Origin of the sequence: Dictyobacter arantiisoli (assembly GCF_008326305.1) — a bacterium.
GTDB classification, from domain to species: domain Bacteria; phylum Chloroflexota; class Ktedonobacteria; order Ktedonobacterales; family Ktedonobacteraceae; genus Dictyobacter; species Dictyobacter arantiisoli.
In genome coordinates this window covers 28,624-46,511 of the sequence record NZ_BIXY01000002.1, presented here as the reverse complement: position 1 = coordinate 46,511, position 17,888 = coordinate 28,624, and the positions used below count along the sequence as shown (strand labels likewise).

General features: G+C 48.9%; 12 protein-coding genes. 5 read left to right on the top strand and 7 right to left on the bottom strand.

Going from position 1 to position 17,888, the window contains the following annotated elements; all coding sequences use genetic code 11:
• Positions 1 to 107: 107 nt before the first annotated feature.
• Together F1593_RS01315 and F1593_RS01310 are read left to right on the top strand one after the other, a co-directional pair.
• On the top strand, positions 108 to 1,034 hold the full coding sequence (locus F1593_RS01315; protein ID WP_172631778.1) for an AfsR/SARP family transcriptional regulator: 927 nt from the start codon (positions 108 to 110) through the stop codon (positions 1,032 to 1,034).
• A 52-nt stretch (positions 1,035 to 1,086) separates the two neighbouring features.
• On the top strand, positions 1,087 to 3,297 hold the full coding sequence (locus F1593_RS01310; protein WP_149399550.1) for a hypothetical protein: 2,211 nt from the start codon (positions 1,087 to 1,089) through the stop codon (positions 3,295 to 3,297).
• A 95-nt stretch (positions 3,298 to 3,392) separates the two neighbouring features.
• On the opposite strand, the gene F1593_RS01305 is transcribed toward F1593_RS01310, so the two are convergent.
• From F1593_RS01305 to F1593_RS01290, 4 genes are all read right to left on the bottom strand, one after another.
• Positions 3,393 to 3,572, bottom strand: coding sequence for a hypothetical protein (locus F1593_RS01305; protein ID WP_149399548.1), 180 nt, complete (start codon positions 3,570 to 3,572; stop codon positions 3,393 to 3,395).
• Between the two features lie 206 nt (positions 3,573 to 3,778).
• On the bottom strand, positions 3,779 to 4,591 hold the full coding sequence (locus F1593_RS01300) for a tetratricopeptide repeat protein (RefSeq protein ID WP_149399545.1): 813 nt from the start codon (positions 4,589 to 4,591) through the stop codon (positions 3,779 to 3,781).
• Between the two features lie 110 nt (positions 4,592 to 4,701).
• Complete coding sequence (gene gyrB / locus F1593_RS01295; protein ID WP_149399543.1) at positions 4,702 to 6,702, bottom strand: DNA topoisomerase (ATP-hydrolyzing) subunit B; 2,001 nt, start codon at positions 6,700 to 6,702, stop codon at positions 4,702 to 4,704.
• A gap of 697 nt (positions 6,703 to 7,399) precedes the next feature.
• Entirely contained in the window at positions 7,400 to 7,981 is a 582-nt protein-coding gene (locus F1593_RS01290) for a zinc ribbon domain-containing protein (protein WP_149399541.1), read from the bottom strand.
• 892 nt (positions 7,982 to 8,873) lie between these two features.
• Here F1593_RS01290 and F1593_RS01285 point away from each other — a divergent pair.
• On the top strand, positions 8,874 to 10,049 hold the full coding sequence (locus F1593_RS01285; RefSeq protein WP_149399539.1) for a glucosaminidase domain-containing protein: 1,176 nt from the start codon (positions 8,874 to 8,876) through the stop codon (positions 10,047 to 10,049).
• 17 nt (positions 10,050 to 10,066) lie between these two features.
• On the opposite strand, the gene F1593_RS01280 is transcribed toward F1593_RS01285, so the two are convergent.
• Positions 10,067 to 11,437, bottom strand: a complete 1,371-nt coding sequence (locus tag F1593_RS01280; protein WP_149399537.1) for a helix-turn-helix transcriptional regulator — start codon at positions 11,435 to 11,437, stop codon at positions 10,067 to 10,069.
• A gap of 237 nt (positions 11,438 to 11,674) precedes the next feature.
• Here F1593_RS01280 and F1593_RS01275 point away from each other — a divergent pair, with 237 nt between their 5' ends.
• Positions 11,675 to 12,235 carry a PadR family transcriptional regulator gene (locus F1593_RS01275; protein ID WP_149399535.1) on the top strand — a complete coding sequence of 187 codons (561 nt, stop codon included), beginning with the start codon at positions 11,675 to 11,677 and terminating at the stop codon, positions 12,233 to 12,235.
• 66 nt (positions 12,236 to 12,301) lie between these two features.
• Here F1593_RS01275 and F1593_RS01270 read toward each other — a convergent pair whose 3' ends face one another.
• Complete coding sequence (locus F1593_RS01270; protein WP_149399533.1) at positions 12,302 to 13,003, bottom strand: hypothetical protein; 702 nt, start codon at positions 13,001 to 13,003, stop codon at positions 12,302 to 12,304.
• Positions 13,004 to 13,283: 280 nt separating this feature from the next.
• Between F1593_RS01270 and F1593_RS01265 the strand changes: the two genes are divergently transcribed.
• On the top strand, positions 13,284 to 13,769 hold the full coding sequence (locus F1593_RS01265; protein WP_149399531.1) for a hypothetical protein: 486 nt from the start codon (positions 13,284 to 13,286) through the stop codon (positions 13,767 to 13,769).
• 208 nt (positions 13,770 to 13,977) lie between these two features.
• Here the strand turns inward: F1593_RS01265 and F1593_RS01260 are convergent, their stop codons facing one another.
• Complete coding sequence (locus tag F1593_RS01260; protein WP_149399529.1) at positions 13,978 to 17,877, bottom strand: AAA family ATPase; 3,900 nt, start codon at positions 17,875 to 17,877, stop codon at positions 13,978 to 13,980.
• Positions 17,878 to 17,888 lie beyond the last annotated feature (11 nt).

The following is a 17,888-nucleotide window of genomic DNA, read 5'->3' as shown; positions in this document are numbered from 1 at the left end:
CAGGTCAGTTATGGTATGCTTGAGGCAGAAACAAATCGTTTAACGAGACGTAGAGAAGTTTTCGTAAACGTATGATCCAATAGAGGAATATGGAGGAGGAATGCAGTATGCAAGCACTGGATCATTATGTACAGCAGGAGAAACCGCTCTACCCATATCTACGGGTAACGACACTGGGCGAATTTACACTGACACATGCACTGCCAACATCCATAGGTCGGCCCAGCTATCATGCGCTTAACAGCGCCGGTGCCAACAGTCGCAAGGCAGCCATTACCATGCTCAAGGTACTCTTATGTAGTCCACGCCGTCGTATCGCCAAATCCGCCTTGATTGAAGCCTTATGGCCGCGACATCAGGGTATCAATGCCGAGCATGCGCTCGACACCACCGCATCGGTACTACGGCGGCATATCCTTTACCTACCCGAAGAGACCGCAGAGCGAGAGGACAGCCTGCTTCAAACCCGACGTATAAATGGAGAGACCGTCTTCCTCCTGCCGGATCAGGCATGGCTATGGGTTGATGCCGATGCATTGCTAAAACTGGCTCACACTGCCCTGCATAAAGAGAAACAAGGAGAAAATCCACTTCGTTACCTGGAAGCGGCCCATCTCCTCGATAAAGGAATGTTTTTAGAAGACGATATACAGGCACCTTGGTCGCAACGGCGACGCTATATTATTGATGGTGCTCAGCGGCGTGTCCTCTATCATCTCGTCGATCTGCACATGCAAGCCCGGCGCATACGGCAGGCAGAAGAGCTACTATATCTATTTCTACAGACCTATCCGCAGGATGAAGATGCGCTCTGCCGCCTGATTCTGCTCCTCGCAGAACAGGGACGCCGCCAGGAAGCTCTGCATATCGCACACTATTCAATCAATATTATCCGTGAAGACAAAAACGAACCAGCGATCTACACACAGGAGCTTGCGCGGCGCATACAACACGGTCTGCTCATCCGTGAACAACAAGCCGCCTATCGTACCATACAGCAACGATCGCTTCTGATCATCATCGCAGTGGCATAAACATCAACATACAACGTATCCATGGTTTAAGTGGGAAAGGTGGAATGATACAATGCATGTCGAATTATATAAAATAGTCTACGGCAATTATGCGTTTAGCGCGGAACTGGATACTGGTGCCGAAGTAGGAGATCAGCAGTTAACCCTCTGGTATCGCGAAAAGATCTCCGTTGCCATACTCCCCTTATCACAATTGAGTATCCATATCTTACTGAAAGCGCTCAAGGAGCCTCAGAAAACACGTTTATCGCAACTCTTACAAGAGTTAAAACAACAACAACAGCAGCAATTGCTCACAGATATCACAACCCTAAAACAACCCTATCAAAATAAAAAACTGCCTGGCGAGGTAAAACAAACAATCAGACAATTACAGGCACAGATTCAAACAACCTTAAAACATCTGGAAAAAAACTTTACCCACCAGGAGATCCTCCCTCTGGAGCGCGACTGCTTTGACATGACCGTCCTCGAACAGGAATCTCCTTGCTATGGCGAGAGCCATTTTCTGCGAGAGTTCTTCTTTGAAGAAATGAACTATCAAACTATTTGTAACTTTTGCCAGGAATTCGCGCTCAATCCTGACTATCGCCAGCGTATTCTCGCGCAACAAGAGCCCTGGATACAACGCAACAAGCTCTTCAGTCTCAATCTACTCTCAGTTGTAGGAGAGAAGGCACTACTGGCCAACGATGGCAGCTATCTACGCCAGGCCCGTGAGTTCTTTCGCTGGCTGGATCTCCATATCGATGGCATATTGACACACCCCGAGTATCAACGTCTGAGCGCCAGCGACCAAACAGACAAGCAACAGAGCCATCAGCAGGATCTACACATGTATCCAGCCATCGAACTGCTACAACACATAGCAGGCATTGAAACAGGTCCAAGTTGTCAGGGCATTACCGGCAAAGTACAAATGTTAGGCTATCAAATTATGCCCATCACTGATCACCGCGAATATGCCTTTGTGATCCTCAAAAAAATCAGCCATCAGATGCATGATGCCATTCTCAATCGCCTCAGCTTTTGTCCCAACATCACCACCGAGCGCATCCCCTGTCAATTTACCCCCCATATGCTCCTGCGCTCAACCGGAGATAATTCCCGATTCCGGATGGAGCTTCTCAAGCTAGCAGCCTATCTTTATGCCCGGCAACAGGATAGCTATGGCTGGGAAGGAAAGCAGGCGAAGGATGATGAAATGGTTTTGATTACGGCCTGGGAATACGCCAATCAACCACCATATCAACCCCAGCCCAATGATCCAGGCAGCATACTGCCAGGACGGCTACGCTGGCTCTGTCAGCCCGAACGTATTGAGCAAACCTTTTATCAGCTCAATCATCTCAACCATTGGGCGAAAGCGACCGACCAACTCTACTACGACGACCGGCAGGGATTATACAGTGTGAAAGCCACACTCCTTGAGCAGGCATATCGCAATGGTGTGATCATTCCCACTGGCTATCTGGATGGCAGCGAAGCCTTCACCCGCCAGCTCATGCTAGAAGCCGCAGCCAATTTCGCCGCCGATACTTTATTCGATAGCTTATCTTCATTAAAACGCCATGGCATTGAAGACGAGATCAGCAACCGCACGCGGCAGATCTTCCAGGCCATCACAGGGCAAGCATTACAGCCAGAAACGAATAGTGAACTGCTCAGTGTCGAGCAAGTCGAACACTATATCCACCAGCAACTGGAAAGCATACTGGCGCAAGCCCTGCAGACGCGCCAACCCATTGACCATGCTCGCCTGACAGAACTACTCGTCCATCCCACCGATCTACTCGACATTCCCTGGAGCCGCACTCGCTATATTGGCGACTGGGACACCCTTGACCAGGGAGACCTGCGCAAGCTCGATCCAGAAGGACAGAGCCTGATCGCCTTTGAATACAGCAGTGCCGACGCGCACTATCAATTTCATCTGCCCTATCGAACCACCGCAACCTTCTTGCCAGAGGAGATTATCACGCACCTGCGTCAACACATTTGTGCACATCGTCAGGAGCGCGGCAACGCCTATGGAGGGCCTATTACAGTAGAAGAAAGCGAAAAACATCCTATTGAAGAGATATTACATCTACTTGGCGTACGGATAGAACTGATCTGTCCCAACAAACTGGAACGCAAAAGTCAACGCCGCTATCCTGCTACCAGATGGGAGAACAATGATTGGGACGACGACGATGACGATGAAGAAGATGACGCAACATATCCTGACAACCAGACAAGAACAGGGGAGGATAACATGTAGGCAGGATGTCAAAGTGAGTAGTTTGTCTAAGGGATACAGATATAAAAACGTGCTGAACCTTGATCATGCGGATGTCTCGTTCCGCCTGGCTATTATCAAAAAGGGCACCATTTGGATTGACTTTGATGTTCGATCACCAGAGCTCGTTTTGCAGGCAGATCGATGACCTGGCGACGTTCGAGCGCCAGGGAGGGAGCATCCGCCAAAGAGGTCCGGCAGTGCTGACTGTGCTCAACCGTGTGAACAATGACCTGATCAGGGTAATCAACCAGCATCAACGTATGACCTTGATGACCCTGTTGACCGTCAGAAGCACGCTCACTTTTGGAACGTAAGCTTTTGGGTTGACTATGGATGAACAGCTTAAACCGCCAAGCGTACAGTAGAACTGGCTCTCTCTTATTTTAAGGAGAGCCAGTTCTACTGTACGCTTGTAAATGGCGACGTATTCCCAGTCATTATTTGATAATCTGAACTGGTGCTACTGCTCAATAAAAGTAATTGATTGCTTGACCTTGCTACCCTTAAATGGATCTTGTATCCCAATCATTTCCGGAGGGCCTAGCCGACGGCTTTCGGGGAGCAGCGCCAAATTATTTTTAGCGAGGGTATACTGCGGATCGATGACAAGTGCACGGTTCAATGCAGCTTCGGCCTCGTCATAGCATTCCTGCATCAGCAAACATATTCCCAGATTGCCCCAGGGTTGTGGTAAGCAATCTCCCATTGCAATGGACTTCTGGAATGCTTGCCCCGCCACATCCCACTGACGCTCTTCCATCAGTGCCAAACCACGTTGGAAGAGATGCTCCTGTTCAATTAGTTGATCTAAAGTGAATTTGGGACCACGTAACTTGATCGACTTTTCTGCCATCTCACGACTAAACTTCAACGCCTCATCAAATTGCTTTGACAGATCAGCTCTGCAATTCAGTTCTACGGCACGCGTAAAATCCTTGAAGGATTGACCAAAACGCAAAGTATATCGACACGACATGCCCCGGTTATACCAGAGGTCAGCGGCATTTGGTTCTAGCTTCAGTGCTTCACTGAAGACTGCATAACTTTGTGGATAGTTTTGCAGCATACTATGCGCAGTTCCAAGTTGTACAAGCACATCAGCACGCAGTGGAGAGTACAGAGGAAGGAAATTTAATAAACGCTCACAATTGGTCACTGCACCGGCATAGTCTTCCTGCAATATTTGCTGACTGACAAATCCGAGCAATCTGTCAGCTTGTGATGTGTTAACACTTAAGTTCTTCTTCTTAGATGGCTTTGATTTTTTTGCCATTTTTGCTCCTTTTATAATCCAAAGCCGGAAAGTCTAGGATGATAATAGACCCGCTAGCATGAATGTTTAGCGGGTCTATTATCGTTGACAATTTATACAATAACGCGGTTTTAGACGTCGAGGTTGGCGCTTTTGGCGTGGCTCTCGATGAAGCGTTTACGGGGCATGACTTCACTCCCCATCAGCATACTGAAGACCTTGTCGGCTTCAACGGCTTCGTCGATGTTCACCTTGAGGATGGTGCGATGGCCCGGGTCCATGGTAGTTTCCCACAGAGTTTCAGGATTCATTTCACCAAGACCTTTATAGCGTCCAATCTCTGGTTCACGGCCGTTATGACTGGCCTTATATTCTTCTACCAGGCCATCACGCTCTTCAAGAGTATAGACATAATGGACTTGCTTGCCCATCTTGACGTGATAAAGTGGCGGTTGCGCGATATAAAGATGTCCATCGGAGATGAGTTGCTGCATGTGACGATAGAAGAAGGTCAGGAGCAGGGTACGAATGTGGGCACCGTCAACGTCGGCGTCGCACATGATTACCACCCTTCCATAGCGCAAACGCGCCATATTGAAGTGCTCATCGATACCAACACCGATAGCGGTGATGATATTCTTAACCTCTTCATTCTTGAGGATCGTATCCAGACCGACACGCTCGACGTTCAGGATCTTACCACGCAGGGGCAGAATAGCCTGGAAGTGTCGATCACGACCCTGCTTCGCGGAACCACCTGCCGAGTCACCCTCAACCAGATAGAGTTCACAACGATCCGCACGCCGCTCACTACAATCTGCCAGTTTGCCCGGCAAGCTATTATCCAGTGCATTTTTACGCTGGATCAGATCCCGGGCCGCACGAGCAGCCTCACGCGCACGCGCTGACATCAAACACTTATCGATAATCGTCTTGGCTTCGCTCGGCGTCAACTCCAGGTATTGATTCAGCAGATCAGCGGTCGCGGCCTCAACCGCAGGTCGCACTTCGGCATTGTTCAATTTGGATTTCGTCTGAGCTTCAAATTGAGGATTCGCAATCTTCACGCTCACGACAGCGGTCAGGCCCTGGCGCACATCATCACCGGTCAGATTGCCATCTTTTTCCTTCAGCAAATTCGCTTTACGCGCATAGTCATTCAAGGTACGCGTCAGAGCGCTGCGGAATCCCGTAATATGCATACCGCCATCCACAGTATTGATGCCGTTGGCAAACGAATATTCCGTGGGGGACCAGCTATCGTTATACTGTAAAGAGACTTCCACCTTTACATTATCGATATCGCGGGTCGTGCTCACAGGACGAGCCTGCAAGGTATTACGATTCTTGTTGAGATAGCGTACAAAGGAAGAGACGCCGCCCTCAAAGTAGAAGGTTGCCTCGCGATCACTCCGCTCATCCACCAGGCTAATCGTCAAGCCACGATTAAGATAGGCCATCTCACGGAAACGCTGAACCAGCACATCGAAACTATAATCACGTGTCTCCATCACCGAAAGATCAGCCAGGAAGGTCGTAATTGTGCCGGTACCATCGGTTGTCCCGACTACCTGTAAAGGTGTTACTGGATTGCCCTTCTCGTAGCGCTGACGATAGATCTTCCCATCGTGCTTCACGTCTACCTGACACCACTCAGAGAGCGCATTCACCACCGACACACCCACACCGTGCAAACCACTACTGATCTGATAGCCGCCACCGCCAAATTTACCGCCAGCATGCAACACCGTCATCACCACCTCAAGGGTAGACATGCCGGGACGCTGATGATGTTCATCTACGGGAATACCACGTCCATTGTCTTCGATGGTCACAGAATCGTCAGCATGGATTACCACAGTAACCGTATCTGCAAAACCCGCCATCACCTCATCAACACTATTATCAACAACCTCGTAAATGAGATGATGAAGTCCACGCTGATCAGTCGCGCCAATGTACATGCCAGGACGTACACGGACCGCCTCTAAGCCTTCGAGAATCTGAATATTCTGTCCGCTATAATTATTACCGTGGCCGTTGTCGTTCACTTTCCCCTCACCATTCCCACTCGAGTTTGCATGTTCAGTGAGTAGAGCATCATCATAATCATTCGGGAGTTGCTCTGACATTATCGATTCTCTCGTCTTTGCCATCAAAAACACTCCAATATGGAAGTCCAACTACAACAAGCTGGGACTTACACACACTTAAGGACAAGTATCCTCGTGATACATAAACCGTTTTATCAACGGGGGACTATTACAAAGAGCATGGCAGATGCCTCATTTTGTTCAGTAAATAGGGAAAACGTATTCTGCCTGAACGATTGGGACAGGTGCACGCGGCTCCGAAAAAAGCTTCCGCTTATCGGGATGCCGTTCGTCTCACATAAAGATTGCCTCGCATGGGGTGGCACAAGAGAAACTGTACATACCCTGTATATATACCAGCATATACAGACGTGCTAAGAAGCTTTCATTTTATGGAGACATGCCTACTTCTATGAAAAACATTCTGTTAGAACATCCAAAATGCGGTAACGTATGCCACATTTCGTCACATCATTATATCACATTTCAGCCCATGAACAAAGCAGATAGGATGAACGGACAAGCCTGTTAGATGAGCGATACAAGCCACTTTAGATTGGTAGCGCTCTGGAAAGATAAAGATGAGCAATGGAGGGGAACGAGAGCTGAATATGGAGGATTAAGAGGGCGCTATACAGAAGACCCCCAGCCTGGAGGCTCCCTTCTCGTCTACAAGGACAAGTAGATGAAATAGGAAGGGAGCCTCAAACAACCTGAAGCCGCACGGCAAGCATAATCAATAACGGTTACCACTAACAGGCATGCCAGGATTGCCGGGAATGGATACGTTGGGTGGAATACCCTGCATAGAAACACCAGGCATGTTGCCTGGCATCGGCGCGCCACCGACGTTACTGGCGCAATAAGGACAATAGGTCCAGCGTAGCTCAAGCAAGCGCTCGCATTTGGGGCAAGAACGTTTCAGCTTCTGTCCACATGATGGGCACACCTGGAAATCGGACTCCACACGGGCATGACAATTGGTGCATGTTTGCCGCTCAGTCATCTCAGCCAGGAGCGATTCTTCCTCTAATTGACGCTCGTAGATTTCCGCCAGAGTCTGACGAGGGCGCAGGATCAAGTAGATAAATAAGCCTCCAACGTTGAAGAGAGTAACAAGGACGGTTGCTAAAATCTGTGATATAAAGTCTTGCGTACGCGAACGAATATCGCGGAAAGTCCAGATAATCAGACTGAGTGAAAAAATCACCAGGAACATCACCAGACATCCCACAATAGGTCCAACCAACCCCGAGAGGGTATCTAATATATTTGACGACGCAGTGGCCGCCGAAAGCACCAATGAAATCCCGTTCACAGGACAAATGCCCCTTTCAGAATAGAATAGAAAATTACTGACTCATTTTAAGCACAACCTCTTGCGCCCATGTTTTTTAGAAGACATACACTGCAATGTACAACGTTCAACCATGTACCATGATGACAATCTAGGACTTTGCGCTAAAAGACTGCCGCTTCGTTGGCTCACATGTTACGCACAATGCCCATTACGCCTACGAGAAAGCGGTATTGGATTGTACTTACACGTTTGCCATAAGATACAACAGTTCACGTAACCGCTCTGGGATATATGCCTGGAGCAGACAGAGAAACATGAATAAATACCCTTCTATCCCAAAGAGCCAGATTCATTCTAAAGTATGGCCCTAACGCGAGTATATCACGCTCATCCGCAAGCTACCCAGCAATTGCCTGTACGCCAGTTACCATTGGGTAGGTTTATGGTCCTGTATGGGCATATATCACGTCCACGATCCCAGAACGTCGCGTTCAAGACAGGTAACTCTTCAGCATCTTCTCTTTATAGTACCTGACTTTAACAAGAGAAGATGCCAGGTATGACTACAATCAGTATGTCGTTGCTTATTCTTATCGACAAAAATCAAAGAAAGGCCAGGACAGAAAACAGCGAAATAAAGTCAGCCATACAAAGGACTATTTCTTTTTATACGAATCAAGAGGAGTTTACCGTCATAGTATGACGACATATTTCTAATCTAGTTCTTTGATACAGGACTTTTTCCTTATACAATAGCCGCTTTTAGAGTGGTATGATAGTTTGTAGCTAGCTGTATTTCTATGCACCAAGTTGCATAATAAGCCGATTGGTTGGGGAATTGAGGGGATTGGGAGGGATGTGCTATACTTAGAACAAAAGTTCATGTTGCTATTACAAGGAGGTCGTGTGCATGGCGAGTGGGAACTACGCCAAGAAACCCGTACAACCAACGCCAGCCGAGACGCGCTCACAGGTACCGGCGCGGGCAACTCGGAGGTTGTCAGCAGCTGTAGCTGAGCCGAGTGAGGCCGATACGGAGACATTCACATTCAGTCGCGAAGGTGCATCGGTGCAAGCCCTTTCACAGACGGCAGCTCCGGCACGGCGAACTAGAAAAATGGATACAACCATCGAGGTTGCTCCTGTGACAAAAGTCGCCAACACGACCCGGACACAACCAATCACTGAAACGATAAGGACGAAACCAGGTGCCAAAACTACGCGCATGCTACAGCTGCAAAGTGAGGATATAGGAGCAACCACGCAGGTACTGCCAGAATCACATAATGAGCATGTCACCAGGATGCTGGTGACACCGACAGCGCCAAAGTCTGTGCGTACTGTTGATATCGGCAAAGCCATTACCCATGACGTTTCTCTGACACATCCACTTGAACGCCATAAACCCTGGATGGGCCCCTGGCTGATCTGCCTCACATTCGCGATCATCTCACTTCTCGTCCTGATTTTGGCTGGCATCTTTCAGCGTCCAATGAATGTTGGCTACTTTGGGGGTGGTCAAACATACAATATCCAGGTTGGTGGGGCGCAATCGAAAGACTGGCAGCAGACTCCTCCCCAACCAGCGAAAAAAATAATCAAAGCATCCACTGGCCCTTATTCTGTAATTGGAAAACCGACGATCTCGGTAAATTTTATTAATCAAGTACTGGCCCATTATCACTCACCGGCCGCTGGCAAAGGTCAGGCGCTGTATGATCTAGGCGTGCAATACAATATAGATCCGGCTTTTGCGCTGGCCTTCTTTATGCACGAAAGCTCCTTTGGTACCGCAGGCGAGGCGCAGACAACACAGTCATTAGGAAATCTCCGTTGCTATGACGGCGCTACCTGTATTGATCAAGATCGGGGCGGCTATGCTAAATATAATTCCTGGGAAGAAGGTTTCAAAGCCTGGTACTCGCTTATCAACAACTATTATGTTGGGGTAAGAGGGCTGGATACCGTTGATAAGATTATTCCTACCTACGCACCAACGGCAGACAATAACTTTGAAGCAGGCTATATAGCCGCGCTCAAACATGCTATCGATACCTGGCATGCTGGCACTATTGAGGTCAATTAAAATTATTGAGCAATGGATTATGGCATTACAAGTCCTTGCTCGATAGCTTTGCTTAAAGCTTCAGTGCGCCCAGAGACATTCAGTTTCTGATAAATATTGGCCAGATGAAAATTCACAGTCCGCTCGCTTACGTATAAGCGGGCGGCAATTTCTTTATTACGCAATCCACGGGTCAAGAGGCGCAGTACTTCCAATTCACGAGTCGTCAAAGTACTATAGTGACCGTTGCTGCGTCCCTGGCGTCCCACCTGGGATAATAAACGGCCTGCCAGTTGGGGATGAATCAGCATCTCACCTCGCGCCACTGCCCGCAGCGCCCTTGCGAGTTCATCCGCGCCAATATCCTTCAGCACATAGCCATCCGCACCAGCACGCAACGTCGCATAGAGATACACCTCATGCTTCTCGCTCGCCAGTAACAGGACACGCGTATTCAAATTAAGCTGTTTAATCTGGCGTAGCGCCTCCAGGCTCTGATCATGAGGCAAATGAGCATCCATCAAAACCACCTGAGGACCCAATTCAAGCGTCTCACTCACCGCCTGCACGCCATCCATCGCCTCTCCAATCACAACCAGATCGTGATAGGGCTCCAATAAGTGCTGCAAGCCTGCCCGTGTCACAGCCAGCGTATCAACCAGCAAAATCGAGATCTGTTCTGAAGACGCAAAAGAGGGAGATGCAACCGTCAGCGCCTGTTGATAATGATAAGGAACACTGGCACTCACACGCACACCCTGTCCTACCAGCAGTTGTACCTCCAGGGTACCGCCCAGTTGCTCTAAACGCAGACGGAGATCACTCAGGATCGGAGTCAATAGCGCATCATCCGCAATCTCCTCAGAATTCAGAGCAAGCGCCGCCTGCGGCTCATTTCCCCGGGCATCGGGATCAGTGCGTAGTGGAAGCAGACCATCGTCTTCCAGTGTCATCTGTACATCATCAGCGCGATAGTGAAAAGAGAAACGCAAGCGATGCGCAGCGCGATGCCGTTCTATCTGATACAACGCCTCCCGTGCCACCAGATAGAGAATTCGCTCCGCTGCTGGCTCCAGCATATGCGCCACAGACTGTTGCTCATCCCCACCGGTAACAGTAATGCGACTGGCAAGTCCCAACTGTTCCGCTGACGTCTCAATCAACTGTGAGAGCGCCTCAGACAACTGCAGACCAGATAATTCAGGTAGTGTTGCCATCTCAAAAGAGGAGCGCACCAGGGTCAGCGCCTCGTTTGCCAGCACATCCATATCCACCAATCCTGCGCGCACGGCGTCCATATCAGGTTGGTGATCAAATTCATCAGGCTCAACCACTACTTGTAGCTCACGGAGTTCAATCAGCAAAGCATTTAATGTCTGTAATAACTGTTTGTGTGGATAGGTACTCATGCAAAACCTCTCTTCAGTAGTGCTCTGCCCTTATTATGCCATATACCACGAAGCTTTAAGTACAAGTCGCTCTCAACATCTTTGTAATCCCACTTCGTTTGAAAAGCTCCTGTTCATACCTATTCTATGCACACTCTACATGAGAATTGGTAAGCCTGGATTCCTAATGATTGCCTGACTATAGACGGTACACTATAATAAGCTGTGTTCAAGTGCTCTACGTGAGGAAAAATAAAGATGCAGATTAGTGAACCAGCCGAATATGTTATTTTAGGATTACTCCAGACGCGCTCTATGCATGGCTATGAAATGTTTCAACTCATTGAAAATGGAATATTGGGTCAAATTATTCATCTGGAAATGAGTCAGATGTATGCATTCTTAAAGAAGTTGGAACGCCTACACTATATCGAGGCTGAGCTAAGTATGCAAGGGACGCGGCCACCACGCAAGATTTTTCATCTTACCACAATGGGTCAAACAATCTTCCATGCCTGGGTCGCACAGCCAGAAGAGAAACCGCGAGACATACGCATTTTCTTCTTGCTGAAGCTCTATTTTATGCAACAGTCAGCGTCGACAGAACAGATTGCACATCTACTGCAACAACAAATTCAAGCCTGCCAGAATTTCCTCATCCATTTGCAGGCACAGGAGTATGCCACCCATCTGGAACAGACAGATGATGCCACCTTCTTCGGCCAGGTCGTCCTGAACAGCCGTATCCACCAGACACGCGCCCTGCTGACATGGCTCGATGAGCTACAAAGCGCAATCGCGCAATCACGCCAGGAATGAGAACCAGGTTAATAGCAGTAAACCCTCTACAAGGCTCTGAGAGGACGCTGAGGCTGCTGAGAGATGTTATCCCTTCTGAGATGCTAAAGGTAACAACGACAGGCTAAAACGAGGATTATAATTCTTGTCACAGCTACTGCATGAGACAGCCTGCGAATAGCGCCGGGTACGCGGATATTGTTTGCCACAGTGAGAACACTGATAGAGATAGCGAATCGGACGCCGTTCACGCCGTATACGTTCAAGATTAAGACTCTCCATATGCAATAGCGCTCGCAAATCTTCCACTGAACGACCAGTAATCGCTGCTTCATCGACTGCAATAGAATCATAGCCGTGGTGTTGATGGCGACGTGGACTCCCTTGTACCCGGTCTGAAAGATGGATCAGCTCATGCGCGATAGTTACCTCAGTTGAAAGGGGTTGCAAGGTTGGTTCGATAAAGATAAGATGACGGTGTGGTAGTGGCTCAAATTTTGGCATGGTAGCTTGTAAGCGTGCAGGGATCGGGTCTGTGGAAGCTGGTAAATAACAGTAACAGCCCAAAGCCATAGCATTCAAACGCTTACCTGTCCAACGTGTATATTCCTGGCGATTTTGCGTCGCAGCCAGCAACGGCCATTCCACATCAGGAATAGACAGTTTTTGCCAGTAATGCACAAACCACACTTTAATGAGCGCAGATTCTCCAGCGATAAAAGGTTCTATCTGCACAGGAGGAGGCGTAGGTTGAGAACGAAGACGTGTTAATTTATCTTTAGTAGCCATGGATACTTTCTACTTTATACTTCCTATCTTCTATGAAAGAGGGGTAGGATAGATAATACAAGGCACAGTAATATCTATTAGATTCGTCTATAGACTGGTAGCAAGTTGTACTAACAGTATATCAAGCAATAAATGTGAATGCAAGTAGAGAGAAAATAGAACCAAACTTTGACAAATTCCTCTTTATTGCAATCATATGGCTTGACACCTCTACTCAACAGGGGTAAGATGAAGACTAGATTTTTACACAAACCTCCCGTACCTGCAAGGAGAGGCTCATATGTCATTTCAGATCTGTATAAAAACAGACAAATCGTTGCAGCAACTCGCCACGGAGATACGCGAACTTCTATCGCTACCCCCATTCACGCTTGATTCTCTGGCAGAAGAGCCATATTGTCAATTTGATATGCTGGGCATCCTGGTACTGATACGTTATGTATTAGAAGACGACCGCGAGCCGGAAGTCAAAGACTATCACTATTATTTCGACGGCCAAATGTCATTTACGGAACATGAAATTGATACCGATGCAATGGAATATAATCTGCAGCCCTACTATGCACAATTGTTAGCCTTCCGTCTGGATCTTGAAACAGCCTGTTATGAGAAAAAGAGAGTGGGACAACACTGGCAGATTCGTTATTGCTACTACAAGAAAAATCCCGACTGGAATCCCAACCTCTTATTTGGTGAGCCAGGCTGGGTGCCGGCGATATTAGTTGACGCACCAGGACCCTGGCGTTCCATGCATACTATCTTCTAAGTATCCACTGCTACTGAACCATACATATTTTGAGAGAGTTGGCAGACTCCCATCCTCATCGGGATCTCTGCTCACATAATCGTAAAACATTATTGAGCATCATGAGCGCTCAATAATGTGGCAAAACAAAGCTATAAGAAGAAGCCTCCTGCATATGCATATGGCAGGAGGCGTTGCTTTAACAAGACAAGACAGAAAAGAAGAAAGATTATTGCTTTTCCATGGGGATTTTAATTGCGGCAACCGCAACAGTAGCATCATATTCACCCCCATCATCAAAATCCTCTAGCAGAGGTGTAACGGGAATAGCGTCGAAGTCAAACATAGCTGATGTGGCTGATGTAAAGGTAATCGGCACAACTGGTAGATTGCTTTCTACAATCAGGCCATTGTCCATATAGAGATGATAAGGGAAAAGGGCCGGATCGAAGGCATCACTATGGGAAAGCAGGATAATCTGTTCGAAATGCTGGCTCAAGATATCGCCAGTAACGACATCGACCAGAGCCTGCGCGCGTCCGCGATCAAAAGAGCTTAAAGGCTCATCCAGCAAGACAAAGCCTGGTGCAACATTTAAGTCACCCGGTAAGGTGGCAATTGCAAAGGCTAAGCGTAAGGCAAGGGATAACAGATCAGACGCACCACCCGAGAGTGCCGAAGTGGGAATATATTCGCCTGCCGCCGTGTCCCAGACTTGAATCTGGAAAGGTCCACCACTGACGATGCCCTCCTCTGGATCAGTTATCAGATGGACATCGTGGTAGCGACCACCAGTTAAGAGAGGCAAGATCTGTTGCATATACAGTTCGGTACGCGGTAAGACCTTGCGCAAGAGGCGTTGCTCTACCTCCTGTAACAGGAGATGTCCATACTTTTTGGTTTGATAAGAACGTTCTTCTTGCTGCATTTGAGCCCGGGTCTGCGCCAGGTCTAATCGCTGGCCGTCAGTAGCTAATTGTAGAGCAAGTTGCTGTTCTTGCTGCTCCTGTTCACGCAACGTCTGCTCACAACTGGCTAGCTCAACCTCCAAATGCTCCCGATCCTCAACAGAGTACTCAGCGATGAGCGGCCAGAGTTCAAGCAGTTCAGCACGAGCAAAAGTGTGAGCCTCAGGACATTCATAATGATTGAGTACGCGTGAGATCATCTCTTGCGCATCAGTGATCTCCTGCTGACAGAGATTAATCTTCATATGGGAAGCTTTTTCCTGATGCTCAAGCGAGGCGAGATCCTGTAGAATATCTGCTTCATGCGCGGCCTCTAGCTCATTCAGGCAACGCGTGCGCAAGGTCGCCAGTGCCTCAGCAAACGGATTCAACGGAACGATCCAGCTTCCCAGCGTATTACTAAATTTCGCCAGTTGCTTATAATGCTCAGAAAGTGATTCCTGACGTTCTTTGAGCAGTTCAGTATAATGGCCATGGCGTTCCTGAAGCATGACCTTATTACCCAGTGTGATATGCAATTCATCCAATTGCTTACGAGCAGCAATTTCAGCACTGCTCACCGCAGCCTGACCATAGCCCACGCCCAGCGGCTTAACGCGCTGGCGCAACGAATCTTGCAAAGACTGCAAAGCGCCGCGAAGTCCCATCTGCTGCTCACGAGCCAGCGCAATCTGTTGCTGTGGATTATTCATCTGATAGTGAGCATCACGATCCTCAATGGCATGTTGGCGAACCAACAACATATCGAGATCATTTTGCTGCGCCTTTGTCTGATCGAGCAAATCGGCCGCAGTTTCCAATTTGCCATCCAGAGAAACAATCTCATGTTCAGTCGCTTTGATCGTACTCTCAACCAGATCTTCCAGGCGCGGCACACTGGCAAGATCCACTTCCTCAATCACCACAGGGGCAAGCGGACCAGAATCAAAAGACTGAGCCGAAGGTACCGGGCTAGATTGCACGCGGGCATTAATACTCGGAAGAGGCAGGTTCTCCTGTGCAGCCAGCAAGGTAATCTCTTGATGCATCAAATCGACGGCAACCTGATCGTTATGCAAGTTCTCTTCAATATTATCCCATTGCTCACGTATGCGCACCTCTTCCAGGCGTGCACGCTCTTTGAGCAAAGTCGTCATAGCATCACGCTTTGCATTGACGCGCATGCGAGCGGCGTTCGCTTCTTCAACCTTAACGCGCATTTGCTGCTGAGCTTCATCCAGGTCACCCTGATCGCGGGTGCGGTCCAGGAACTGCTGGGCCTCCTCAAGCGTCTGGGGAATACTACTGCCCAGAGATTTCATCTCCTGCTCAACCTGCTGCAAAGCCTCCTCGCTACCAGCCATACGCATAGCTGCCTCGCGAGCGGTCACCATCATGCCCACGCGGCTAATGGCCTCTTGCTCTTGCTGTCTGAATCCCATTTCCTGACTATGTGCTTGAGAATACTTTTGATAAAAAAGAACAGCCGGAACGATCAGAATGACAAGAGCAATCAAAGCAATAATAGCCAGAAACAGCAGACTGCCAAATATAGCGATGGCGGTAACTAAACAAACCAGCATCATAGCAACATCTACACTGATATAAATCAGGAATTTGTTGGCCCTGCCCCGTGCTTCTATGGCCTGGCCGGTCACGGCTCCCTGTTGCTGTCGAGCCTGAGACACATGTTGCTCAGCCTGGGCCAGCCCCTGCATCAATCCCTTCAAGCGGGACCATTCTTCCACCAGGCGGCGCAAGTTAAGCTGTCGCCACATCTGTTCCGCGCTATCTGCCTGTGATCTGGCTTGCTTGGCCTCATGGTCCAGCAATTCCTGCTCTTGCTCAGTATCATTGAGATTGCGCTGGATTTTGAGCAACTGTTGCGCGTTTTCCTCCGCCAGAGATTGACCAGAGACGCGGTGTATGTAGGTCTCTTCGAGATGGCGCAGATGGGCGAGACGTTCAGACAGGGATTGCAGACGCTGCAAACGCTCCTCTAACTGCGGACGTCTGGTACGTCGTGTCTCTTCCAGATCCTGCAAAGACTTTTGGGTAGCCGCCAGTCGGCTACGCGTCTGGATAATTTGCTCGCTGACACTGCGTAAGCTCTGCTTTGCCTCATGGTACTCATGCACTTCATCCTCTAGCTCGCGGATAGAATCCACTGCCGCCAGAAGATCATTTGACATGCGCTGGAGGGTACCAAATGAGCGTGTCAACTCGGCCAGAGCGCTCACGCGCTGTTCAATTTTCGGCAAATCTTCGCGCTCGCGTCGCTCCAGATCAGCGATCTGTTGTTCGAGAACGGGCAACTCACGTCGTGCCTCGGCGATATCATCATAGGAAGCGATGATTTCAGCCAGAGTCGCATCGGCCTTCTTTAACTGCTGAACGCGGCTCTGCGCACTCTTCAGCTCAATACGCTGCACAGAAATATCTTCGATGGCTTGCTCAAGCTCGCGAATATCAGCCTCTTGCTGATCAATATGAGCCAGATAATCATTGACCTGTACGGCATCCAGGGCCACTTCAAGCTGATCAAGTTGAGCGCGAACCTCTGGGATATGAGCCTGGACCTCCGCCAGCGTCAAATGTTGCGCAGAAAGGGAGAGACGTTCCTCATCCTCAGCAGTAACCTGAAACTGAGAAGAGAGTTCAGTTAAAATATCAAGACCTTGCAGTCTCCGTACCGCAGCCTCGCGTGCCGAACCAGAGATCGTCTCCAGGCGAGTCAAAGCTTTCTGTTCAAGCAGGCCAGAGTCGCGCAACGTCTCGCCATTTAAATTGCCGAGCAGGGACACGATCCGCTCATTCAGGGTAATGAGATCGCCATCAACGTGCTCATCAGGCATTCCCAACTGACGTATCAACAATGATGCCTGCTGGCCCTTCCCACGCTCAAGCGTCCGAGAGATCGTCAATTCAGTCGCACCAGCCGCAAGAACCAGGGTCACCACAGCATTGGCAGCGCCGTAGAGAATCAAATCATCCAATGAACGCTTCGTACGGCGGGAAGCCAGAGGCTCGCCATACAAAGCAAAATAAATACTTTCGATGAGTGCCGACTTCCCAGCCTCGTTTGGACCCTGAATCAAGATACTGCCACGCTGGGGGAAGTGCAGGTTCATAGAGCGTAAAAGCCTGAACCGTTCTATCGTTAAATGCTTAAGAATTATCATGGGTCTACTCC

What these genes read in the sequence shown, in the direction of transcription:
- F1593_RS01315 (WP_172631778.1), top strand. Translation starts at nt 108, where the DNA reads ATGCAAGCACTGGATCATTATGTACAGCAGGAGAAACCGCTCTACCCA.
- F1593_RS01310 (WP_149399550.1), top strand. Translation starts at nt 1,087, where the DNA reads ATGCATGTCGAATTATATAAAATAGTCTACGGCAATTATGCGTTTAGC.
- F1593_RS01305 (WP_149399548.1), bottom strand. Translation starts at nt 3,572, where the DNA reads ATGCTGGTTGATTACCCTGATCAGGTCATTGTTCACACGGTTGAGCAC.
- F1593_RS01300 (WP_149399545.1), bottom strand. Translation starts at nt 4,591, where the DNA reads ATGGCAAAAAAATCAAAGCCATCTAAGAAGAAGAACTTAAGTGTTAAC.
- gyrB (WP_149399543.1), bottom strand. Translation starts at nt 6,702, where the DNA reads ATGTCAGAGCAACTCCCGAATGATTATGATGATGCTCTACTCACTGAA.
- F1593_RS01285 (WP_149399539.1), top strand. Translation starts at nt 8,874, where the DNA reads ATGGCGAGTGGGAACTACGCCAAGAAACCCGTACAACCAACGCCAGCC.
- F1593_RS01280 (WP_149399537.1), bottom strand. Translation starts at nt 11,437, where the DNA reads ATGAGTACCTATCCACACAAACAGTTATTACAGACATTAAATGCTTTG.
- F1593_RS01275 (WP_149399535.1), top strand. Translation starts at nt 11,675, where the DNA reads ATGCAGATTAGTGAACCAGCCGAATATGTTATTTTAGGATTACTCCAG.
- F1593_RS01270 (WP_149399533.1), bottom strand. Translation starts at nt 13,003, where the DNA reads ATGGCTACTAAAGATAAATTAACACGTCTTCGTTCTCAACCTACGCCT.
- F1593_RS01265 (WP_149399531.1), top strand. Translation starts at nt 13,284, where the DNA reads ATGTCATTTCAGATCTGTATAAAAACAGACAAATCGTTGCAGCAACTC.
- F1593_RS01260 (WP_149399529.1), bottom strand. Translation starts at nt 17,877, where the DNA reads ATGATAATTCTTAAGCATTTAACGATAGAACGGTTCAGGCTTTTACGC.